We start from the raw sequence: 22,113 nt of genomic DNA, 5'->3' as shown, positions 1-22,113 counted from the left end.
GGGGGTTGTTCCGGGGGTGTCGTGGGGCTCGAACTATCCAGGCGAGCTACCAACCTTGGGCTCGCAGATCGTGGACTGGGTCTCCGAGTACCTGATCGTCCCGGACGGCCCCACCGCCGGGGAGCCGCTCGTCCTCACCGGTGAGCAGGCCCTGCTTGTGCTCCAGCTCTGCATCCGCCGAGTGCTCTCCCGCCAAGAGCTGAGGGAAGTCCCCGCCGCCGGTGGAGGTGGGGTGCTCCGGGTCGACCAGCCCGAACAACTCGCCGGCGTGGACTGGGGGCCCAACCGCAGGAGTATCTGGTGATGGCTGCGGCTGCCGACATCGCCCTGCTGGCCGGGCACGCCCAGGAACTGCGGACGGGCAAGTCCGGCGAGTGGGTCGCCCGCGGCATTGGGAGTGGCCCTGGCCGCAGACCGCGGTGGCGTGCTGGAGCGGCTCCTCGGCGAGGGGCCGGTCTCCCTCGACCGGGACACCACGCGGTGCCCGCTCGGCGGCCGTCGCCTGCCTATCTGATCGAGTCCAACTCGGCCGCTGCGGACTTCCTCTGCGCTGTGGACCCGGCGGGCGCCTCACCAACCGCGGATTCCAGGATGAGACAACGAGAGGAAACGACCTCTGGGCGGGGCCGGACAGCGGCGGGACGAAGACGCGGAGCTGGAGTCGGGTGCTCATAGCGCTGGTTTCGCTACCCGGGCCGGGACGGGCTGATCGACGCCAAGGAGTCCGTCGTTGGTGAAGTCCGTCGGCAGTGACGCGCTCGGGTGGATCCGGCGTTGCACCCGTGCGGGGACGTTGAACCCGATGAGCAGGATGACAACGAAGGTCAGCGAGAACGAGAGCGTCGACAGCGCCACACCGAGCGAGAAGTTTTCGGCGATGGCGGCGCCGAGCACCGGAGCGATCGCACCACCGAGGGCCCCGACGTTGTAGGTGAAGCCCAAGCCCGCGGCGCGCTGCTCGGTCGGGAAGAATCCGCCGATCCACTTGGGGAGGAGGCCGGAGATGCCCTGCCCGAACAGCTGTTGCAGGAACAGCAGCACCCCGAGTACGGCGAGCTGGGTCCCGCCGATCGCGAATACCGGGAAGATGAGGAACTGCGACAGGAGGAGGCTGCCCACGTACGCCCACCGGGTGCCGAACCTGTCACCGGTGAACCCCGCGACACAGCAGCCGACGGCCGCGCCGAACCCCGCGAAGAACACCACGCCGGAGATCTGTGCCGGGTCGTGGTGCAGTTCGGACGCCGCGTAGGTCGGCAGCAGGGCCTGGATGGGCCATGAGTACAGGAACGCCGCCAGGACGGTCACCGTCACCGCGACGATGAGTGGCCACCGGCGCCCGCCGAACTGAACCATGTAGGACACGAACACCGCGGCGATGAGGATCGCGGCGCCGGCTACTGCCGGGCCGTTCAGCCGGCCGGTGAAGACGAGCATGAGGAGCCCCATCGCGACGATCGCGGTGATCGTGTTGACGACCCGGAGCCGGCGCTTGAACAGCACCGCGAAGACGTTCGGCGCGGTGACGGCGTCCGTTGCCGCGCTGCGGCGTCGGGCCCGCTCCCAGTCCTCGGGCTCGGGCAGGCTCCGGCGCAGCCACAGGGTGAGGGCGATCGGGGCGAGCCCGATGACGAACAGCGCGCGCCAGCCGAACTCCGGAACGACGAACCGGAAGACCTGACCGGCAAGCACGGTGCCGATCGCGGCGCCCGAGATGAGGAAGCCGCTCGCCTTGTTCTTGAGGCGCTGGGGCCACGCCTCGATGACGTAGGTGGAACTCGCACCGTACTCGCCCGCCATCCCGAGACCGATGACGAGTCTGGCGGCGAAGAGGGTGCCGTACGACGGGGCGACGGCGCAGGCGAGGGAGCCGAGCGAGAACAGCAGGATACTCGTGACCATCGCGGTCCGCCGGCCGAACCGGTCGCCGATCGCGCCGATCGCGAGACCGCCGAACCACCGGCTGACGAACGCGGCAGAGACGAGGCTCGCCGCCTGCACGCCGGTGAGTCCGAACTCGTCGGAGATGTCCGTCAGCACGAGGGTGATGAGCACGAAGTCGAAGCCGTCGAGCATGTAGCCGAGCCACGACGCGCCGAACATCTTCCACTGACGGCGGGACACTTCCCGGTACCAGGGCACTGCGGACAAAGGGGGATTGGTCATGATGGCTCCGCACTTCATTGCATGGGTGATCGTGCCTGATGGCCTGGTCGGCCGTGCCGTCAGACGGCTATGGGGGTGAGGAGGTCGGCTCCCAGACACAGCGCGACGACGTTTCGGACCGCGAGGTCGGCCATCGCCTCGCGCGTCTCCCGCGTCGCGGAACCGAGGTGCGGCGCCAACGTCACGTTCGCCAGCTCGGCGAGTCCTGGGGCGAGCAGCGGCTCGTGCTCGTAGACGTCCAGTCCGGCGGCGCCGATGGTGCCGGCGCGCAGGGCGTCGACGAGTGCCGCCTCGTCGACGACGGGGCCACGCGCCGTGTTGATGAGTACCGCGGTCTTCTTCATCGACCGCAGGCGGGCAGCGTCGACCAGGTGTCGGGTGTCGTCGGTGAGCGGGCAGTGCAGCGAGACGACGTCCGACTCTGCGAACAGCCGGTCCAGGCTCATCCATTCGACGTCCGGCTCGGTGCGTGGGCGGCGGGAAGAGGACGCGACAGTCATCCCGAAGGCGCGGGCCCGGTGGGCGACCGCCTCGCCGATGCGTCCGTAGCCGACGATGCCCAGGCGCTTCCCGGCGAGCGAGCTGCCCCACATGAAGTCGAACGCCCACGACCACGGTTTCCCGCTGCGGACGAGCCGGTCGCCCTCGGTCACCCGTCGGGTGGTGTCGAGGAGGAGTGCCATCGTGATGTCGGCCGTGGCGTCGGTGAGGACGTCCGGCGTGTTCGTCACCGTGATACCGGCCGCGGCCGCCGTGGAGACGTCGATGTTGTTGTACCCGACTCCGACGTTCGCGATGAGCCGCGTCCCGGCGTCGCGCAGCGCGGCCACGGCTTCGCCACCGACGGGGTCGGTGATGGTGACGATGGCCGCGTCGATGTTGGTCAGTGCGGTGAGGCCGGATACGCTCTCGACGGGGACAAGGTCGACGCCCAGATCCTCGAGCCTGGCCATGGACCGGGCCGGCAGTACGACGGTGGACCCGATCCGAAACGTCACGAGAGCACCGCCGTCGATGCCTGTAGGATCCCGCGGGCCTCGGTGCCGAGCTGCTTCCACGCCGTGAACAGCATCTCGACGTCGATGCCCAGGGAGAAGTGCCGGAAGCCCCGCGCGCACAGATCGCTGAACTCGCCGAGGTCGGCGAGCTCGATCCTGGCCGGCACGCCGTTGCGGTCGCAAGTGTCGAACAGCTCGCTGCGGGCCCGGTCGATCTCGGCGGCGGTGCCGCCCGAGCTCATCCGGAAGTCCGTGGGGCCCCACTGCACGAAGTCGACGCCCGGGACCGAGAGCAGGGCGTCGAGGTCGTCGAAGCTCTCCCGCTTCTCGATCATGACACCGACGACGGTCTCGGCGACGCTCGTGACATACTCCCGGCCGCCGCCGTAGTTCGGGCGGGCGTTGCGGCGGGCCGCGGCCCCGTATGTGCCGGCGTGCTCCGGGGTGTCCGGGCGAACGGACCCGACGGCCCGCTCGACGTCCTGCCGGGTCCGCATATCCGCGAACAGGACGCCGCTGAAACCGGACCCGACGGCGCGCTGGGCCAGGTAGTGGGCGTGCTCGTAGTCGAGTTTGATCATCGTGCCGAGTCCGTGCAGTTCTGCTGCGCGGCCGATGTTGTCGAGATCGTGGAGGGTGAAGGCGTTGTACTCGGCCAGGAACTCGACGTAGTCGAACACCCCGGTCTGCCCGACCGCCTCGGTGACCGCCGGGTCCGGCAGGAACACGCGGGTTGCGATGGTCGGCGCTCCGCCGGCGAACTTGTCGCGGATGGGGTTGGGGCGCATGGGCCGGTTCCTCTCGTCGATGGGGGGAGCCGCGGCGGCACGCCGCGAACGACGCCGTCCCGGCCTCAGGGCACGGTGGACGGCGCCGGCGCACGGCGTGTCACGGGTACGGTCGCACTGGGTACCGGCCGGTCGCCGCGTCTGCGTGACCTGCGTGACCCGGTATCGCGACTCACGACCGAGAGCGTACGAACGCGATCCGGGCGGCGGCAGACCCCTGGCGAAGTTTCGCGTGTTCTTTCGCTCGCGGCGCGGGCCGGGGCCTCAGCCCGTGCGCATCGTGGAGCCGCGCACCACCAGGCTCGGCTCGACCCGGTGCATGCCCGGCCGCGGGTCGCCGTCGATGGCCCGCAGCAGCAGTCCGGCCGAGAGCCTGCCGAGTTGTTCGAGGTGCATGTCGACCGACGTGAGCGGCGGCCGCGTCGACTCGGCCATGTCCAGCCAGTTGTCGTGCCCGATCACGCGGGCTCGTCCGGGGACGTCCCACCCGAGGTCGCGAAGCACGTCGAGCACGCCGCGCGCGATCTGGTCGTTCCCGCAGAGGAACCCGTCGATGTCGGGCGTGCGTCCGGTCATCGCCCGTGCCGCTGTGCGGCCCCAGGTCTCGGAGTACGTGCCGGTGTGGACGACCCCGCCGACGATCTCGACGCCCGCCGCGGCGAGGTGCCTGCGGGCGGCGTTCGACCGCTGCGCCGTCGCGCGGACGCGGGGATCCCCGGCGATAATCCCGACCTTGGTGGCGCCGGCCTGGACAAGGTGCTCGGCGGCCATGGTGCCGGCCTGCTCGTGGCCGGCGTCGACGGAGGTGTCCTCGGGCGCGCTCGAGGGTGCGTACGCGTAGACGAGCGGCACATCGAACATGCTCCCGAGACTCGCCCGTTCCGTGGAAATGCTGCCGAGCACGATGATGCCGTCGACGTGCCGCTCGACGAGGGCCCGCAGATGGTGCCGTTCCCGGATGGCGTCGCCTCGTGCATCGCACATCACGATCGAGATGGCGCCGAGTCCGAACGCGTCCTCCGCTCCCATCATGATCGGCAGGGCGAACCGTCCGGCGAGATCGCTCGCGATGATGCCGACCGTGCCGCCGAGTTTGAAGCGGCGCGCACCCTGCCGGGGGACGTATCCGAGGCGTTCCGCCGCGGCCACGACGCGTGCCCGGGTGGTGGGGCTGACTCGCGGGCGATCGTTGAGCGCCTTGGACGCCGTCGCGACGGACACACCGGCAGCTGCGGCGACCGCCGCGAGCGAAGCAGCCCCGGGCATGCGTCAACCTTTCGTCCACGTCGATGCGAAAGCGCGCAAAACACTAGCGGCAATCATCGCACCGGCCCCGCACCACGGGACGAGCGCAGCAAGCGAGTCCATGCCACAGCGGCTGGTCTGGATCTGATCGAGGGTATCGACAGTGCCATGGCCGGCGTCGATAGATGCGCAAGGAGATCGACGGAGTCGGGATCCTTGAACCCGGTGACGCGGCCGCCATGGGGGCCGCACGCCCCCCGATGGAGCCAGTCAGCACTGCGCGGCCAAGCGCGAGACCACGAGCTCCTTGAACGGGGTGAGCTCCGCTATGGTCTCGTCCCGCCGAGCCAGGCGCTCTTTTAGCTCGGTGACCTTGGTCCTGAGCCGTTCGATCTGCGCGATCCTACTCGGTCCCTCCGCCGGGACCGGCCGGGCCGGCCGACGCCGCCTCGGCGTCCGGGTCAAGGCGCTCGACCCGGTCGATGAGGAGGGCATAGGAGAGCAGACCGAGGATCGAGAGGAGTGAGACAAAGGCGAGCGCGCCGTTGAAACTGCCGGTGGCGTCGAGGATCACCCCGATCACCACGGGCACGACCGCCCCGCCGAGGTTGGTGAAGAAGTTGAACACACCGCCCGCGAGTCCCATCATCCGCACCGGAGCGATCTCGGAGGCGAGCGTCCAGCCGATGGCCGCGAGGCCCTGGGCGAAGAAGGCGACGGACATGATGGTGATGACGAGCGGCACGCTGTCGGTGTAGTTCGCCGTGACGATCACCCCGCACAGGGCGAACCCGACCATAATGGGGAGCTTCCTCGCCCAGGTCCTGCTCATCCCGCGCTTGAGCAGGTGGTCGGAGAGAAAGCCACTGAGGATGACACCGCAGAGCGCGGCGATGTACGGAAAGGTGCCGACGAAGCCGGCCTTGAGGAAGTCGAGGTGCTTCTGTTCCGTCAGATAGCTGGGGAACCAGGTCAGGAAGAACCACATCGAGCCGTTGCTGCAAAACTGGCTGACGTACAGTCCCCACAGCCGCTTCTTGCGCAACAGGTAACCCACGTCTTTCCGGTCGACTGGCTGAGCCTCGACCGAGCGTTCCTCCTCCGGGGATGCCTCCGTCGTACTTTCTCCCGCCGGGGTGGGCCGGGGCCCGAAGCGGTTCCAGAGCCAGACCGCCACCGCGCCCATCAGCCCGGTGACGAGGAAGACCGACCGCCAGCCTGCGACCGCCACGAGCCAGGAGAGGAACGGCAGCGCGATGGTCAGCCCCAGGTACTGGCCCGCCAGGTACGTCGCCGTGGCCCGTGCCCGCTGTGACGACGGGATCATGGTGGTGACCAGCTTGTTATTGGCCGGATAGGCCGGCGACTCGGCGATCCCCAGCGCCATCCGCAGACCGAGTAGCGAGGCGAACCCCCGGGCCAACGACGTGGCGGCGGTGACAAGTGACCAGGCCAGGATGGACAAGGCGTAGGAGACCCGGACGCCGAAGCGGTCGACCGCCCAGCCCGCGGGCAACTGCGCGATGACATAGGCCCACGAGAAGGACGACAGCAGCAGCCCCTGCTCGGTCGCGCTGAGCCCGAACTCCTCCTTGATGTGGGGCATCGCCACGGAAAGGTTGGAGCGGTCCAGGTAGTTCAGGGCGGTGATGACGAAGAGCAGTGCCAGCAGCACGCCGCGCGCTCTGGTGTTCTTCGTGGGCGTCGTGTCATGCCGTGTGTCGGCGTCCATGGAGCACCTCGCTGTGCTTGAACCGGAGCGGGCCGGAAGGGGACGGGGAGGGTGAAGCAGGGGGGATGGGACCCAGCGGGGGAGAGAAGGGGGTCAGCGGGGTGTGATGACCTTGCCGGGGTTGAGGATTCCGTTCGGGTCGAAGAGCCGTTTGACGCCGCGGTGCAGGGCCAGGCTCCGGGGCCCGAGTTCCTTTGCGAGCCAGGAGCGTTTCACCAGGCCCACACCGTGCTCGCCAGTGATGGTGCCGTCGAGGTCCAGACCGAGCCGCATGACATCGTCGAAGGCCAGCCGGGCCCGGGAGACCTGGTCGGGGTCGGAGGCGTCGAACACCACGGTGGGGTGCATGTTCCCGTCCCCGGCGTGGCCGGTGCAGGTGATGAGGACGTCGTGCCGTTCGGAGATCACGGCGACCCCGCGCACCAGCTCGATAAGACGCGACCGGGGCACGCACACATCCTCGGAGAGGAACGAGCCCAGCAGCTCCTGTGCGTAGCCGACGCTGCGCCGGCCCTCGAGCAGCATGGCCGCCTCGGTGGCATCGGTGGCCACCAGTGCATCGCCGCCGTGCCGTTCGGCGATTTCAGCGAAGACTCGCAGGTCCTCCGGGGCTCGCGGACCGCGGTCCGACTGTGTGATGAGCATGGCCCCGGCGCCCTCGGGGAACCCCAGGTCGCGGTATCTGCGTACCGCTTGGATGCTGGGCTCGTCCATCAGCTCCAGCATCGAGGGCCCGACACCGGTGGCCATGTAGTCGGTCACGGTCGCGCAGGCGTGCGCCACGTCGGAGAAGAAGGCGACCGCGGTCAGGGCGGCCTCGGCCGCGGGCCGCAGCGCCAGGGTGAGTTCGGTGATGACCGCGAGCGTGCCCTCCGAACCGACCAGCAGCCGAGTGAAGTCGTACCCGGCCACCCCCTTCGCCGTCCGCCGCCCGGTCCGGATCGTTGTGCCGTCGGCGAGGACGGCTTCCAGGCCCCGGACGAAGTCTCCGGTGACCCCGTACTTGACGCAGCACAGACCACCGGCGTTCGTAGCGGCGTTGCCGCCGATCGTGGAGTCCTCCCAGGACGAGGGATCCGGCGGATAGAACAGCCCCTGTTCCGCGACGGCTCGGGACAGCACCGCGTTCCGCACGCCCGGTTGGACCACCGCCGTGTGGTCGACTGCGCTGATGTCGAGGATGCGGTCCATCTTTTCCAGGGAGAGCAGCACGCACCCGTCGACGGCGTTCGCCGCACCGGCCAGTCCCGTCCTGGCACCCTGCGGAATCACCGGGACGCGCAGCTCGTTGGCAGCCCGAAGGGTCAGGGCCACGTCTTCCTTGGTTCGCGCCCGCACGAGCGCGAGCGCGGTGCCCGCCGCGCAGAACGGCGCGTGGTCGCGGGAGTGGGAACGCAGGATGTCGGGGTCCGTGACCACTACGCGGCCACCCAGCAGACGGCGTAGCTCGGCCACGGCGTGTTCATCGGCGGTAGTGGATCGGGCGTCCGGGACGGTCATGATCGCTCCATGGACAGTCGGAGTGGGGACCTCGGGCTCGGGACGGCCGGGGGTCGTGCGCCGCGCATGGCAGCGGCCGGGGAACGTCACCATCGATGTGTGGCTTCCGGCGGGACGGCGAGAAGCCCGACCACGGCTTGCCAAGGCGGGAGTTGGCGATGGCAGGGACCGGGTCACCTGCCCGACGACACCCCGTCGGCCCGCTCGTCACCCCTGATGGCTGGGAGGGACCCCGCGTCCGGCCTCACCGGTGGCATTACCGCGCGGCAGCCGGATCCTCGCTCCGCGCTCCGCGAGGCGGTCGCGAACGTACCGCACGTCCAGCTCACCCGGGTCGACGGCCTTTGCGGCAGCCTGCGCGGCGGCGACACCGGCGGCCTCCCCGGTGACGAAGCACGTGGCGGTGATGCGCAGCGAGCCGTTGGCCTCGTGGTCGCTCGACAGGCAGCGCCCCGCGACCAGTAAGTTCGGCACGTCGGGTACGAGCAGGGCGCCCAGCGGGATCTCGTAACCGGCGCCCACGCTGTCGGTGTGCGACAACGTCGGGGTGTCCGCGGCGTGCACGTCGATCGGAAACGCTCCGCACCCGATGGCGTCGGCGAAGACGGCACCGCCCCGGACATCGTCACCGCGGATCGTGTACGTACCGAGCACCCGCCGGGACTCCCGTACCCCGACCCGGTCGGCCACCGCGGTGAGATGACAGTCGGCGAACCCCGGAACGCGCTCGCGGAACCACCGCACGAACTCCAGCACCTGGCGGCTGAGGTGAGCATGTGCTGTACCACGCCACGCGGGTGATGTGCCGTCCCCAACCGCCGTACGGGTCACGTTGACCACGACCTCACGGCGCCGGGCCCACGCCGCCAGGTGCAATTCGGCGCGGCGCAGGCTGAGCAGGCCGTCACGGTGCCCTTCGGTCAGCAGCGTGCGTAGACCCCAGATGTTGGCGTGTGCGGCGGTGTCCTCGCCGATGACGCTGCCCGGACGCAATTCCTCGGGACGCTCGCGCAAGTAGGCCAGCAGCTCCGGTACTTCGACGGAGCCGAGCTTGAACGACAGGGACACCGGCTGCGTCGCGGCCGTGTCGGACTGCATCGGCGCACCGGCGAGAGCGGCCACGGCGGCGTCCCCGGTGGCGTCGATGACCGTCGCCGCTCGCACGGTGCGCGGCCCGTCGGGAGTGTGCACGGCCGCCTCGGCGAGCCGGCCGTCCGCTCCGCGGGTGACGGCGGTGACCGCGGACTCCGTCCACACCGACGCGCCCACCTCCGCCAGCATCATCGACTCGGTCAGCGCCAGTTCGGCGTGGTCGACGGGGGTGCGGCTCGCGGTGTAGCCGACGTCGTCCCGGATGTGGCCAGGGGAGGCCCCGTTCGCGGCCAGCCGGTCGACCAGCCGCTGGGCCCAGCCCGCCACCACCTGGTTGCCGGTGACGCTATGGAAGCCGGCCGAGTGCTCCAGATACTGCCAGGCAAGGGTGCCGCCGACGGATCCCGACGCCTCCACCAAGACGGTGCGGGCACCCTCCTCGGCAGCGCTGCACGCGGCCGCCACTCCCGCCGAGCCGCCACCGGCGACCAGTACGTCCACCTCCTCTGCCTCGGCCGCCCGACCAGCCTCGGACCGGACACCGTTGTTCACCATGCGGGCACTCCTCACAGGGGAAGACGGCGGTTGACGAAACCGCCGTACATCACGGACGTCACCACCAGCAGCGCCGCCGCGATGATCAGTGCCGGAACGAAGCCGCCGAACCGGTCGACGATCATCCCCGTGGCGATGGGCGCGAATGCCCCGCCCAGGAAACCGGCGAAGTTCTGGATGCTGCCGACGGAGCCGACCAAGCGGTCGGTGCTCACCACATCCGCGGCGAGGGCCCAGTAGGAGGCCGTGGTCAGGCTGTAGGCGAACATGCCGAGGGTGAGCATCGTGACCGCGGCGACCGGACCGTTGCTGAAGGCCGTCCCCAGCAGGGCGAGCCCTGTGAGGAGCGCGCCACCGGCGATGGTCCGCCGCCGCGCGTGCATGGCGAGCATGCCCCGCTTGACCAGCATGTCGGAGAACCGGCCACCGATGATCACCGCGATCCCGCCGGCGACGTACGGCAGCGCCGAGACCAGGCCGGCCGTCGTGATGGAGAAATGCTGAGCCGACTCCAGATAGCCAGGCAGCCAGGTGATGTAAAACCAGAACACGTACTGGAGGCAGAACGCGCCGAGCATCATCGCCCAGATCGTTGGGTACCGGAACAGCCGCGCCCAGTCACCTCCCGCGGACCCGCTCACCGTCGGCTGTCCGGCCCGCTGCTCCTGCCGGTCCGCACGCTCCCCACGGTCCTTCTCGATGTAGATGCGTTCCTCGGCGCTGAGCCGGGGGTGGTCCTCGGGACGGCGGTATACGGCCATCCAGCCGATGACGCCCACGAACCCGAGCAGGCCGACGATGACGAACATCAGCTGCCAGCCGAACGCGATCATCAACGCCGTGGTGATCGGCGGCGCGATAGCCAGGCCCACCTGGGTCGCGGCGATGTAGATGCTGGTGGCCCGGGCTTTTTCGTGCTCCGGGAACCACTCGCTGGTCGCCTTCAGCGCCCCAGGGAACAGCGGGGCCTCGGCTACGCCGAGCACTACCCGCAGTCCGAGGAACATGCTTACGCTCCGGGCCGCGCCGGTGAGTGCTCCCGCGACGGACCACAGCCCGGCGGCCAGGGTCATCAGGAGGCGGGGCCCCCACCGGTCGACCGCCCAGCCGGCCGGCAAGTTCATGATCGCGTAGGGCCAGATGAAGGCGGAGAGGATCAGCCCTGTCTCGGTGTTGCTGAAGCCGAGGTCGTCCGCGATCAGCGGAGCCGCCACCGAGAGGTTTCCGCGGTCCAGGTAGTTGGTGATCGTCAGAACCGTGATGGCGCCGATCACCGCCCAGCGTAGGTTCTTGCCCTTCGGCCGTGCCGGAGGATGGGCGGGCTCGGCCTGCTGCCGGAGTACCCGGTGGCTGTTCTCCACTGACACGTTGTCACCTCGTTGTGCTGACGGGGGTCCGCAGCGTGGAAGCAGCCACTCGCGGAGGATGTCACCGGTTACATCTGCATGAGAGCAAGGCCCGAGTCGCTGTGTCAACCAGCGGTATCCAATTTGTTTCCGCTTCTGTTCTCGATGGATCCGGCGCGGTGGCCGGACTGTGTGATGGGCCCCCGTGCCGGGCGTGGGCGGCGGACGCCGTCCTCGCGGCAGAGTCCGCGCTCCGGGAATCGGCGGCTGGGAAGCCTGGGTGCGGTCGAGATCTGGACCAGCCGTGTGCAAGAGCGAGGGGCTGATCGCATCGGCGGGACAGACCCGCGGTCGGGGTTCTGCGGCCAGAGCTTCGACGGTCCTTGCGGCCGATGCCGTCAGGAGGTGCCGACGAGGCGGGCTGCGGCCGATGCCTGTCGAGAAGACGAGGCGGGCTGCGGCCGATGCGCGTCGAGACGAGGTGCGTCCTCGGGCGGGCCGCGGCCGTCGTGACCTGGCAGGACAGTGCGGTGGCCGCCTGGCTACAATCTCAGGAGCGCGGAGGAGGTTGTGAGCTGTGGCCAGTATTCGCGACGTAGCGCGGACCGCGGGAGTCTCGACCGCGACCGTGGTGCGGGTCCTCAATGGAGGTGCCACGGTCAGTGCGGACCGCACCGAGCGTGTCATACGTGCTGTAAAGGAACTCGACTACGTCACCAACGGGGTGGCCGCAGGGCTGTCCCGCGGCCGGACCGGGCTCCTCGGGCTGTTGGTCTCGGACATCGCCAACCCCTTCACCGCCCAGGCCGCGCGCGGCCTGGAGGATGAGGCGGTCCGGCGCAGCTACCAGGTTCTGATCTCCAGTTCGGACTTCGACCCGGGCCGCGAGGCGCAGATCCTCAAGTCGTTCGCCCGCCGAACGGTTGACGCGGTCGCTCTGATGTCCACCGGGGAGGCGGCCGAGGGGGTGCAGCGGCTGATCCGCAACGGGATCCCCACGGTGCTGATCGACCGCAGGCCCCCCGACGTGCTATCGGTCCCGCTGGTGCGCACGGACAGTCTGTCGGCGGCACGGGACGCGGTCCGGCACCTGATCGCACTGGGCCACACCGACCTCGGCATGATCTCCGGTCCGCCCGGCATGGCGACAGCGGCACAGCGGCTGGCCGGGTTCCGGGCCGCGTGCGCGGAGGCCGGCCTGCGCGTTCGCCCGGAGTGCGTGCGCGAGGGCTTCCTCGGCAGCGAGGGCGGACACCGGGCGATGCTGGAGATCCTCGACCTGCCTGTTCGCCCGACGGCAGTGTTCTCGTTCAACAACATGCTCGCGGTCGGCGCGCTCGGGGCGCTGCGCGAGCGTGGCGTGCATCTGCCCGAGGACCTTTCGATGATCACGTTCGACGACACGGACCTGTTCCCGTTCATCGACCCGCCCCTCACCGCGATCGCGCAGCCCGCCTACGAGATCGGCTCGGCCGCGGGAAAGCTGCTGTTCGACGAGCTCGACGGTATCGCCGGGCCGGCCGCTGGTCGGGATGTCGTACTGCCCACGGAACTGCGTGTACGGCGCTCATGCGCCCAGGTGACGGCCACGCGTGCAGCGGATTGTATCCAGTGACCACTCCTTGGCGCGGTCGCGAGGAGCCAGTCACGAAAGTCCACGCCGAACTCGACCCGGGGACCTACGACACTGGCATCAAGGTCACCGACGGCGGCATCGACGCCCGATAGCCAGGTTCCGGACGCCCGCTGACGGCAACTCAACCGATGCACCCGTCGCCGCCACCATCCCGGGCCGCGCGGATGCTTATCACTCAGTTCGGCGACACGGATGCCCTGCTGGCGTCGAGGTCCGAGCATGGTCGAGTCCTCCCTCGGCCATTGCGGCGCCAAGCCGTTCGGGCGCTTGACAGCAGGAGCGGCGGTCACACATGCTGCAAATGTCACCGGTTACATCCAGTGTGCGTACGGCTCGTACTTGCCGACGCGTGGGATTCGAACCCGGTTGACGGCACCTCTCGGCCTTAAAAGGAGACACCTGCGATGACGCTTGATCTTCATGGCATCATTCCCCCGCTTGTCAGCCCCTTCACCGCTGACGAGCAGCCCGACCTTGACGCCCTTCGCGCTGAGGTCCGCTACCACCTCGACCTCGGAGTGCACGGCCTGTGCGTCACCGGCAGCACGGGTGACGGTCAGATGCTCTCAGTGGATGACTCGGTGGCGATCGCCGACACCGCAGTGCGCGAGACCGCGGGACAAGTGCCAGTGATCGCCGGAATCATCCAGGACAGCACTCGCGAGGTCATCCGCTACGGCAAGGCGATCGCCCAGACCGGCGTCGACGCCCTGCAAGTCACCCCGGTCCACTACCTGTTCCAGCCCGACGAGGAGCGGACGATCGAGTACTACCGGCGGGTAGCCGAAGAGACAGGCATGCCGGTTGTCATCTACAACGTGATTCCGTACGCGCTCATCCCCGCGACCACGGTCGCCCGGATACTGAACGAGGTTCCGAACGTCATCGGTGTGAAGCAGTCCGGCGGTAACATCCACCAGTTGGCCGACCTTCTCCACATGAACCCGGCTGGCGGGAAGGTGTTCACCGCCGTCGACGACCTGCTCTTCCCGAGCTACCTGATGGGCGCCCAGGGCGCCATCTCCGCAACCCTGACCGTCGTCCCCGAACTGTGCCTGCAACAGTGGGACGCGGTACAGCGGGGCGACATCGCGACTGCCCTGGAGCTACACAATAAGCAGCTTCCGATCTGGCGTGCCATCGACGGCCCGAACATGACCCCCCGCATCAAGGCGGCACTGGCCATGCAGGGCCGCAACGGAGGCCACAGCCTCTCGCCGCTGACACCGGTCAGCGACACCGAACGCGAGACCCTCCGCGCCGCCTTCAAAGCCGCTGACATCAAAGTCACCAACTGAACCTTGGGTAAGGGGGGCTCGACGAGCAGGTCTGACCTCCTCCTAAGGCGGCACGGCTGATGTGCATCGAGGCGCGTTTTGATGCGTGGCCACTCATGGGTGACCCATCGGGCGATCTCGGACTCGTCCCGCTCGACCGCCCGGCGCTGGGGACGCCGCGGACTCCACCCCAGTCGCCCGGTCGGCAGCCGCCACACCGACGCCCGTGCCAGCTTCACCCCCGCCGCACGCTCTCGGGACGGACCCCAGCATGCCCGCGATCTGCGCATGGGAGCGTCCCTGCTCGAACAACTCCACCGCCCGCATACGTCGGGCCTCGGCCAGCTGCGGTCAACGACCGACATGACGCTTCCGGGGGGTGATCTCGCAACCTGGAGTCTCAGGGGTGCCGTCGGTGGCGGGCGTAGGCATCGGCCAGGGCGGTGAATGATTCCTTGGGCTCCCAGCGCCAGGCGGAGTCCGGATCCGCCGGGCGGTCCCGGATCACTTTCACCAAGCTGTAACTGGCCATATCCAGGTCGAGTTGGTGCTCACGGCGGTGTGGGGCGTCGGGTGTGATGAAGGTGTAGGCCATGGCCGCGTACAGGTTCATCGACTCGAACACCTCCAGCACATCCGTCAGGTAGGCGGCCTGGGTGCGCTCGCTGCGCACCAGTTCCTTCTTCACCCGCGGCGGTGTCGTGGTGTAGTCGACGACGTCCCAGGCCATGCCGCCCAGGCGCGGTGCGCCCTCGAAAGTGCAGGAGCCGAACTCGGTGATCGCCAGCGGCTTGCCGTCACGCTGATACCGGCGCAGCTCCCGGACGTGTCCGGCGCGGTGGGGAAACCAGCCGTAGTAGTCGATGCACACCAGGTCGAACAGGTCCCAGTCCACATCCTCGTCCTGCGCGGCCCCGTACGACAGGGGCCCATGGAAGACCGAGCGGCCGACGGCCGCGGCGCGGGTGGTGAACCGGTGCAGCCGCTGGGCGGTCTTCACCGGGTCGTAGTTGCCCTTGACCAGGTTCTCGATCCGTTCGACCGCGGTGGCGCCGGGCACGATCCCGGGCACGAACAACATGAACTCACAGCCCACGTTCAGATGCACCCGCACGCCCTGCCGCCGCAGGTGTTCGGCGAACCGTCCGGTCTCCGCGAGGTGGTCGAGGATGTCCCCGGCGGGCATATCGCCGAGGGTCGGCTCCAGCCATATGCGCAGACCGCTCTCGGCCGCCTCGGCCGCGGTGCGGGTGAGCCGTTCGACACCATCGCCGGTGATCTTCACCGTGTCGGCATGCAACTCGTGGCGAATCGCCCGCAGATCGGCCCGGGTACGAGCCGGATTCCATGCCGTCGCCGGTGTCTCGCCCTCTCCCACTTCGTAGACGACCCCGCGATATCGCACACCGCCCGGGTCCACGTCTCCCGCCTCCCTCCCATGGACTTTGGTGCGTGTCCCCTCGTACCGCCTCGCCGCTGCGGCCTGCCCGGCGGACAGTGCCGTGCCGACGGCGACGGCCCCCGTGAGCTGCAAAAACCGCGCCCTGCTGATCTGGGCTGCACCCATCTGGTTCTCTCCCGTTCTTCCGGATGGCAGCAGCCTGAAGGGTCACCGCGGTCGGCACCATTCGCCGATGGTCTACGGGGAGACAGGCCCAAGGACCTATCGCCATCGCCGAAAGAACGACCCGGCATGCCCTCCCGGACCGATGGCCTTGACGCCACGCCGACCATCGGCGCCACCCGCCTCGGCCAGGTGGCCGAGGCCGACCTGGCCGGTGGGCCGATACCGCTGCCCTGCGCGGCCCGCATACCCTCACCCCATGACCAACGGCCTCGACCCCGCCCTCCGCGCCGGGCGCACCTGGCGTGACTGGGCGGTGGACGCGGTGCTCTTCTGCGTGGCCGTCTTCCTCGGCATGGTCGTCCTCGGCGTGGTGAAGGAGCAGGGCGAGCTGCCGGGCTGGGTGACCGAACTGGACCCGCTGCTGGGGCTCGTGGCCTGTCTCGCGCTGTGGTGGCGGCGTGGCTTCCCGCTCGCCGTGGCCCTGATCGGGCTGCCCGCGGTGGCGCTGGCCACCAGCGCTCTGCCCGCGGGCGCGGTGATCGTCACCAATGTCGCGCTCCGCCTCCGCTGGCGGCGGGCGCTGGTGATGCTCGCCGCGTACGTGGTGTGCATGGTGCCCTCCGGCCTGCTGCTGTCGGGGCACGCCGAGGACCTGTGGTTCGACGCCGTGTTCTGCCTGGCCTACCTCCTGGCCTCCTTCGCCTGGGGCCATGCCCTGCGCTCCCGTCGGCTGCTCGTCCAGCGGCTGCGCGTGGACGCCGAGCGCGCCAGGGCCGAACACGAGCGCAGACTCGCCGACGCCCGCCGTGGCGAACGCCAGGCCATCGCCCGTGAGATGCACGATGTGCTGGCACACCGCATCTCCCTGCTCTCCGTGCACGCGGGCGCACTGGCCTATCGCACCCGACAGGCGGAGGCCGGCGCCGGACCCGCGCTCAACAGCACCGAGGTCGCCCAGAGCGCCGAGGTGATCCGGGGAAACGCGCACGAGGCCGTGGAGGAGCTACAGGAGGTGCTGCACCTGCTGCACGCGGAGGGCGGTGGCGAGCCGGTGTCGCTGCTCCCGCGGATCCAGGACATCGACGGTCTCGTGGCGGACGCCCGCGCCACGGGCCAGCCGGTGGACTTCCACACCGAGCTGACCGCCGACGCCGTCCACGAACTGCGGTCCCAACTGCACCGGACCGTCTACCGCGTGGCCCAGGAGGGCCTGACCAACGCCCGTAAACACGCGCCCGGTACACCCGTCAGCGTGTGCCTGACCGGAGGACCGGGCACCGGCCTCACCGTCGAGGTCCGCAACGGGCTGCCCACCTCGCCCGCCACCGCCGACACCGACACCGACACCGGCGAGGCGATCCCGGGCACCGGCGCCGGTCTGACCGGGCTCGCCGAACGCGTCCGCCTCGACGGTGGCACCCTCGACCACACCGCCGCCGACAACACCTTCACACTGCGCGCCCGGCTACCGTGGCCCGAGAGGTGACGCCATGATCCGAGTGCTGCTGGCCGACGACGACCCTCTGGTACGGACCGGGTTGACGATGATGCTGCGCGGTGCGGACGGCATCGAGGTCGTCGCGGAGGCGGCGGACGGTGCCCAGGCGGCCGCCGCGGTCCGTGAACACGAACCCGACGTGGTCCTCATGGACATCCGCATGCCGGTCATGGACGGCCTCGCGGCCACCCGGGCACTCACCCGTCACGATGCTCGGGCCCCGCGGGTGATCGTGTTGACCACCTTCGACGAGCACCGCCTGGTGCTGGAGGCGATGCGCTCAGGCGCCGCCGGGTTCCTCGCCAAACACGCCGCGCCCGAGGACATCGTCGAGGCGGTACGACGGGCTGCCCGCGGCGAGCCCGCGCTGTCGCCGTCCGCCGCGCGCGCCCTGATCGAGCACGCGGCGGCCGGACCGGGCGACCGGGCCGAACACGCCCGGCAGCGGCTCGCGTTGCTCACCGCACGGGAGCGAGAGGTGGCCGAGGCGGTCGCCGAAGGCTTGTCCAACACCGACATCGGCGCCCGCCTGCACCTGTCCCTCGGCACGGTCAAGGCACACCTCTCCAGCGCCCTGACCAAACTGCGTCTGGACAACCGCGTCCAGCTCGCCCTTCTCACCCACGACGCCAATCCGCGGCCCTGACCAGGGGGACGAGTGGATGCTGCCACCGGGCCGAGGGGAGTTGGCGCCCGCGGTCAGCCCTCGCGCCGTCAGCCCTTCGGGCGGGTGACCAGGCGGCCGCGGACCTTGCCGTGGCGGAGTCGGTCCAGTCCCTCGTTGAGTTCGGCGAACGGGATCTCCTCCACGATCGGCTCGATCCGGCCCGCCGCGATGAAGTCGAGGACCTGGCGGTATTCGTCCTTGCTGGCGCCGTACGAACCGTGCAGCCGCACGCTCTTGCGGATGAGGCTGCCGTTGGAGAACGTCGTGGTCTTCGTGCCGAGGCCGACCACGACCACCCGGCCGAGACGGCGTACGGCGTCGATCGCGTCGGACGTCGTCGAGCCCACGCCCGCGAAGTCGATGATGGCGTCGGGCCGCAGGTCCGCCAGCGCGGCCACGTCGGTGAAGCACTCACGGGCGCCCGCCGCGCCGGCGGCCTCGAAGGTGTCGGGGTTGATGTCCACGCCATAGACCGTGGCCCTCGCGATCACTCCCGTACGGACTCCATTGAGGCCGAGGCCGCCCAGGCCGACGACGGCGATCACATCGCCGGGTTTGGCCCGGGCCTCGGTACGGACCGCGTGATAGGCGGTCACGACCGAGTCCGTGGCGACGGCCGCATGGACCGTCGAGACACTGTCGGGCAGCGGCACGAGGGTCGAGGCATGGGCCACCAGTCGCTCGGCGTAGCCGCCGTCCACGCCGATGCCCGGCGCGTAGGACGCCTGGACCTCCGGGTGCGCGATGATCGCGACGGCCACGCGGTCGCCGATCGCATAGCCCTCCACCCCCTCGCCGAGCGCGGAGACCGTGCCCGCGACCTCGTGGCCGAAGGTGAAGGGCGGGCGGCGCATCGGTTCGATCAGGCCGTCGATCATATGGACGTCGGAGTGGCACAGCCCGGCGACCTCGACATCCACCACGACCCAGCCCGGGTCCGCCACCGGATCCGGCAGCTCGGCAACTTGCAGCGGGGCGCCCTTTGCCACGTACCGGAAAGCCTTCATCGATCACTCCAAAACTCTTCAACCGAGGCGACCGCCGAAGCCTACCGCCGGGTCAGCTCGCGCCCAGGAGCGGGGAGTTGGAGCGAGGGCGACTACCCGCTCAGCCGCCCACGTCCCCCATCCGCCTCCGCAACCACCGCAGCGAGGCGAGGCCCAGCGCGGTCATCATGGCGATGAGATGGGGATCGGCGCCCGGTCCGGCCCCGGCAGCGGTCCGCAGGAGGAACCCGGCGTGCAGGGCGAGCACCTCGTTGAGCTGAACGGGGTCAAGGCCGCGGGTCAGCGGGTGGTTCTCGGCGATCGGCTGCGGGTCCAGGCCGCTGAGAGACGCGCTCGAGATCAGTGTGACCGCATCACAGTGGCGGGGGCCGACCCAGGCGTGCGGCCAGTCGACGACGAAGACACGGTCCGCTGTCAGCATGATGTTGAACGGGTACAAGTCTCCGTGCAGGAGCGTGGCGCCATCCAGCGAGGCGTTCCCTTCCAGGGCGGCGAGTCGGCCGAAATGGTGGCCCGCCCACGGTGACAGCTCCCCGACCTTGCCTCTGACAACGGCATCGTCCGCCATCGCCAGCCACCCTCCGAGGCGCGGCCTGCTCAAGATGGCCTCATTCACGGGCGAGGGCGTCAGGACCTCTGCCATATCGGTGACGGCTGCGAGCACTCTGTTGAGTTCCTCCCGTCGCCAGGGCTGGGCGGGCAACTGTCCCGGGATCTCCTCGAAGGCCAGCACCACCCAGGTGCCGTCGTCATACGCATCGAGCAGTCGCGGGGCCGGTACCTCCCCGGGAAGCTGCTCGGACACCGCGATCTCACGGCGGTGGAAGTCCGCCTCCGCCGGTGCCATCAGCGAGCTGGCCGCCTTGATGAACGCACGCTTGCCGTTCTCCAGGCGTACGCGTGCGGCGAGCCCTTCGGAAAAGCCGCCCCGCTGGCTGATCGCGTGGGCTACGGGGCTGCCGAGCATCCGCTCGATCCGAGCCGTCGCCTCGCGTGGCATCGCCGCCCAGTCCATCCTGCGGCTCCCCGTGGCCTCGGGCATGCCAAGGCCCGCCACGGTGAGCCTTTCGCCGGGATCGCGTGTCATGGTGATTCCCCCGTTCTTCAGTGAATGGCGGTGACTTTTCAAGAACACGCCGCTGCCACCATGGCCGACAGACCATCGGTCGTGCGTGCTCAGCGCGGCAGTGGCGCCCCGCCCTTCCCTGCCACCGCGTAGCCGGGCACGGACGGCCATCGCACGGTCAGTACCACCGACTCTTCCTCCGCGAACCACGAATGGTCGACGCCGCGCCCCCAAACGACGTAATCACCCTGCTCCTCCAGAAGGACGTTGCGGCCCGGGAGCTCGTCGGGAGACGACGGTTTCGGCGGCTTCCGCGTCGTCCGCCGGTACGGGGGATGTGTTCTTCGGGCCGCGGGCCAGGATGTAGAGGAGCAGGGCGCCCATGACGGCGACGCCTGCCCACATGGCCTGCTGCCAGCCGTCGACGAAGGACTGCCGCGCGGCGTGGACCAGCGCCTGCCTGTGGGAGCCCGCGCCGTTGGCGGCCTCGACGGCGTTTGCCACGCCTTCGCGTGCGGCGTCCGCCGCGCCATGGGGGATGCCGTCGAGCCTGTCGCCGATGGCGCCGCGGTAGCCGGCCGACAGGAGCGCCCCGAGCAGGGCGACGCCGAGAGCGGTGCCGAACTCGCGCGTGACGTCGTTGAGCGCGGACGCGACACCCTGGCGCTCACGCGGCAGGGAACTGGTGATGGCCTCGGTGGAGGGCGTCATCGACAGGCCCATGCCGATGCCCATGGCGAGCATGCCGGGAAGGATGGACAGATAGCCGCCGTCGACGGAGACGATGACGGCCATGAGCGCCAGACCGATTCCGGCCAGGAGGATGCCCGTGGCCATGGTCGAGCGGGGGCCGATGCGCACGGCCAGCTTGGGAGCGAGGCCGGAGGCCATCATCATCAGCACGGCCATCGGCATCAGCGCCAGTGTGGACAGCAGGCCCGACCACCCGAGCACGGCCTGGAAGAACGGGAAGAGAACGACGAAGATGCCCGCCTGAACACCGAAGACGGTCAGCAGCGTGATCGAGCCGCCGGCGAGGCCGCGCTCGCGGAAGAGGCGTACGTCCAGCAGGGCGGCGTCCCGGCGGCGCAGCTCCCAGGCCACGAAGCAGACGGTGGCGATGAGCCCGACGGCGAGGCTGACCAGTGTGGCAGGGGCACTCCAGCCGCGCTCCGGGCCCTCTTGCAGGACGAAGATGAGGCCGACCACGGCGACGACGGAGGTCAGCGCGCCCACGGTGTCGAAGGGGTGGCCGGAGTGCTCGCGCGAGTTGGGGACCGAGCGCAGCGCCATGCCGAGCGCCACGACCACCAGCACGATGGGCAGTACGAACAGGTACCGCCAACTCGCCACGTCCACGAGCGCGGCGGAGAGGAACATGCCCAGGATGCCGCCACCGCCGGCCACACCGGTCCACACACCGATCGCCCGGCCACGTTCCTCCTGGGGGAAGGTGGAGGTGATCACGGCGAGGGTGATGGGCATGATCATCGCCGCGCCCACGCCGCTGAGCAGGCGTGCGGCCAGCATGACCTCGGCCGACGGGGCCAGCACCGCGATGGCACTGGCGACGCCGAAGACGGCGAGGCCGGTGATCAGCATGGGCTTACGGCCCAGCCGGTCGCCGATCGCGCCGAGCGGCAGCAGCAGAGCGGCCAGGGTGAGGGTGTAGATGTTGATGATCCACAGAATCGTGCTCTGCGAGGCGTCGAACGCGATGGCCAGATCGGGCTGGGCCACGTTCAGTCCGGACACCGAGGCGATGACGGCCATCAACGCGACACAGACGGCGATCAGAATGGTGCGCAGCTGACGCGCGTCCGGTACACCCTCGCCGTGGGCGGTGTCGCTCGCTTCGGCGACTGCCGCCCGTGCGGGCTGGTTCGTACTCATGGATTCCTCTCAAAAGGGCATGACGAGTCAAAAGGACATGACGAGTTCGGCTGCCGGACGTGTCCGGCTGCCGGGACGGG

17 protein-coding genes and 2 pseudogenes are annotated in these 22,113 nt (G+C 69.7%); 5 read left to right on the top strand and 14 right to left on the bottom strand.

Annotated features, from left to right (window positions below):
• Positions 1-55 precede the first annotated feature (55 nt).
• Positions 56-304: a hypothetical protein gene (locus AB0E24_RS06255; RefSeq protein ID WP_359375093.1), complete on the top strand. Its 249-nt coding sequence runs from the start codon at positions 56-58 to the stop codon at positions 302-304.
• 365 nt (positions 305-669) lie between these two features.
• Here the strand turns inward: AB0E24_RS06255 and AB0E24_RS06250 are convergent, their stop codons facing one another.
• From AB0E24_RS06250 to AB0E24_RS06215, 8 genes are all read right to left on the bottom strand, one after another.
• Complete coding sequence (locus tag AB0E24_RS06250; RefSeq protein WP_359375092.1) at positions 670-2,166, bottom strand: MFS transporter; 1,497 nt, start codon at positions 2,164-2,166, stop codon at positions 670-672.
• Between the two features lie 59 nt (positions 2,167-2,225).
• Entirely contained in the window at positions 2,226-3,164 is a 939-nt protein-coding gene (locus AB0E24_RS06245; protein ID WP_359375091.1) for a 2-hydroxyacid dehydrogenase, read from the bottom strand.
• Positions 3,161-3,952 (bottom strand): aldolase/citrate lyase family protein, encoded by a 792-nt coding sequence (locus AB0E24_RS06240; RefSeq protein WP_093700873.1) that lies wholly within the window; start codon positions 3,950-3,952, stop codon positions 3,161-3,163. The genes AB0E24_RS06245 and AB0E24_RS06240 overlap by 4 nt, the downstream gene beginning before the upstream one ends.
• Before the next feature lie 264 nt (positions 3,953-4,216).
• The gene (locus AB0E24_RS06235; RefSeq protein ID WP_359375090.1) at positions 4,217-5,218 is read right to left on the bottom strand and encodes a LacI family DNA-binding transcriptional regulator; all 1,002 of its coding nucleotides are present in this window, start codon (positions 5,216-5,218) and stop codon (positions 4,217-4,219) included.
• A gap of 382 nt (positions 5,219-5,600) precedes the next feature.
• Positions 5,601-6,929, bottom strand: a complete 1,329-nt coding sequence (locus AB0E24_RS06230; RefSeq protein ID WP_347231377.1) for an MFS transporter — start codon at positions 6,927-6,929, stop codon at positions 5,601-5,603.
• A gap of 93 nt (positions 6,930-7,022) precedes the next feature.
• Entirely contained in the window at positions 7,023-8,429 is a 1,407-nt protein-coding gene (locus tag AB0E24_RS06225) for an FAD-binding oxidoreductase (RefSeq protein ID WP_359375089.1), read from the bottom strand.
• A gap of 207 nt (positions 8,430-8,636) precedes the next feature.
• Entirely contained in the window at positions 8,637-10,076 is a 1,440-nt protein-coding gene (locus AB0E24_RS06220; RefSeq protein WP_359375088.1) for an FAD-dependent oxidoreductase, read from the bottom strand.
• Positions 10,077-10,087: 11 nt separating this feature from the next.
• The gene (locus tag AB0E24_RS06215; protein WP_174882848.1) at positions 10,088-11,443 is read right to left on the bottom strand and encodes an MFS transporter; all 1,356 of its coding nucleotides are present in this window, start codon (positions 11,441-11,443) and stop codon (positions 10,088-10,090) included.
• A 556-nt stretch (positions 11,444-11,999) separates the two neighbouring features.
• Here AB0E24_RS06215 and AB0E24_RS06210 point away from each other — a divergent pair.
• A complete protein-coding gene (locus tag AB0E24_RS06210) occupies positions 12,000-13,037 on the top strand; it encodes a LacI family DNA-binding transcriptional regulator (protein WP_359375087.1) in 1,038 nt (345 codons plus the stop codon).
• A gap of 425 nt (positions 13,038-13,462) precedes the next feature.
• The gene (locus AB0E24_RS06205; protein ID WP_359375086.1) at positions 13,463-14,356 is read left to right on the top strand and encodes a dihydrodipicolinate synthase family protein; all 894 of its coding nucleotides are present in this window, start codon (positions 13,463-13,465) and stop codon (positions 14,354-14,356) included.
• A 113-nt stretch (positions 14,357-14,469) separates the two neighbouring features.
• Here AB0E24_RS06205 and AB0E24_RS06200 read toward each other — a convergent pair.
• Both AB0E24_RS06200 and AB0E24_RS06195 read right to left on the bottom strand, forming a co-directional pair.
• Positions 14,470-14,625 (bottom strand): annotated as a pseudogene (locus tag AB0E24_RS06200) (winged helix-turn-helix domain-containing protein); the annotation flags it as partial.
• 110 nt (positions 14,626-14,735) lie between these two features.
• Positions 14,736-15,902, bottom strand: coding sequence for a glycoside hydrolase family 113 protein (locus AB0E24_RS06195; RefSeq protein WP_359375085.1), 1,167 nt, complete (start codon positions 15,900-15,902; stop codon positions 14,736-14,738).
• 256 nt (positions 15,903-16,158) lie between these two features.
• Between AB0E24_RS06195 and AB0E24_RS06190 the strand changes: the two genes are divergently transcribed.
• On the top strand, positions 16,159-17,388 hold the full coding sequence (locus AB0E24_RS06190; RefSeq protein WP_359375084.1) for a sensor histidine kinase: 1,230 nt from the start codon (positions 16,159-16,161) through the stop codon (positions 17,386-17,388).
• A gap of 4 nt (positions 17,389-17,392) precedes the next feature.
• A complete protein-coding gene (locus AB0E24_RS06185) occupies positions 17,393-18,046 on the top strand; it encodes a response regulator transcription factor (RefSeq protein WP_069862756.1) in 654 nt (217 codons plus the stop codon).
• A 68-nt stretch (positions 18,047-18,114) separates the two neighbouring features.
• Here AB0E24_RS06185 and AB0E24_RS06180 read toward each other — a convergent pair whose 3' ends face one another.
• The 4 genes and pseudogenes from AB0E24_RS06180 to AB0E24_RS06165 form a co-directional block, all read right to left on the bottom strand.
• Complete coding sequence (locus AB0E24_RS06180) at positions 18,115-19,074, bottom strand: zinc-binding dehydrogenase (protein WP_359375083.1); 960 nt, start codon at positions 19,072-19,074, stop codon at positions 18,115-18,117.
• A gap of 100 nt (positions 19,075-19,174) precedes the next feature.
• A complete protein-coding gene (locus tag AB0E24_RS06175) occupies positions 19,175-20,311 on the bottom strand; it encodes a phosphotransferase (RefSeq protein ID WP_359375082.1) in 1,137 nt (378 codons plus the stop codon).
• Positions 20,251-20,424, bottom strand: a pseudogene (locus tag AB0E24_RS06170) (signal peptidase I); the annotation flags it as partial. The gene AB0E24_RS06175 and the pseudogene AB0E24_RS06170, both read right to left, overlap by 61 nt.
• Positions 20,384-22,033, bottom strand: a complete 1,650-nt coding sequence (locus tag AB0E24_RS06165; protein WP_359375081.1) for an MFS transporter — start codon at positions 22,031-22,033, stop codon at positions 20,384-20,386. The pseudogene AB0E24_RS06170 and the gene AB0E24_RS06165, both read right to left, overlap by 41 nt.
• Between the last annotated feature and the right edge of the window lie 80 nt (positions 22,034-22,113).

The organism is Streptomyces malaysiensis subsp. malaysiensis, from assembly GCF_040653035.1.
Lineage (GTDB): Bacteria > Actinomycetota > Actinomycetes > Streptomycetales > Streptomycetaceae > Streptomyces > Streptomyces malaysiensis.
The sequence above is the reverse complement of the archived record's forward strand: the minus strand, read 5'-3'. Positions and strand labels throughout refer to the sequence as shown.

Coding starts and splice junctions, on each gene's coding strand:
- AB0E24_RS06250 (WP_359375092.1), bottom strand. CDS start 2,166: ATGACCAATCCCCCTTTGTCCGCAGTGCCCTGGTACCGGGAAGTGTCC.
- AB0E24_RS06240 (WP_093700873.1), bottom strand. CDS start 3,952: ATGCGCCCCAACCCCATCCGCGACAAGTTCGCCGGCGGAGCGCCGACC.
- AB0E24_RS06235 (WP_359375090.1), bottom strand. CDS start 5,218: ATGCCCGGGGCTGCTTCGCTCGCGGCGGTCGCCGCAGCTGCCGGTGTG.
- AB0E24_RS06230 (WP_347231377.1), bottom strand. CDS start 6,929: ATGGACGCCGACACACGGCATGACACGACGCCCACGAAGAACACCAGA.
- AB0E24_RS06225 (WP_359375089.1), bottom strand. CDS start 8,429: ATGACCGTCCCGGACGCCCGATCCACTACCGCCGATGAACACGCCGTG.
- AB0E24_RS06220 (WP_359375088.1), bottom strand. CDS start 10,076: ATGGTGAACAACGGTGTCCGGTCCGAGGCTGGTCGGGCGGCCGAGGCA.
- AB0E24_RS06205 (WP_359375086.1), top strand. CDS start 13,463: ATGACGCTTGATCTTCATGGCATCATTCCCCCGCTTGTCAGCCCCTTC.
- AB0E24_RS06195 (WP_359375085.1), bottom strand. CDS start 15,902: ATGGGTGCAGCCCAGATCAGCAGGGCGCGGTTTTTGCAGCTCACGGGG.
- AB0E24_RS06190 (WP_359375084.1), top strand. CDS start 16,159: ATGACCAACGGCCTCGACCCCGCCCTCCGCGCCGGGCGCACCTGGCGT.
- AB0E24_RS06185 (WP_069862756.1), top strand. CDS start 17,393: ATGATCCGAGTGCTGCTGGCCGACGACGACCCTCTGGTACGGACCGGG.
- AB0E24_RS06180 (WP_359375083.1), bottom strand. CDS start 19,074: ATGAAGGCTTTCCGGTACGTGGCAAAGGGCGCCCCGCTGCAAGTTGCC.
- AB0E24_RS06175 (WP_359375082.1), bottom strand. CDS start 20,311: ATGGCCGTCCGTGCCCGGCTACGCGGTGGCAGGGAAGGGCGGGGCGCC.
- AB0E24_RS06165 (WP_359375081.1), bottom strand. CDS start 22,033: ATGAGTACGAACCAGCCCGCACGGGCGGCAGTCGCCGAAGCGAGCGAC.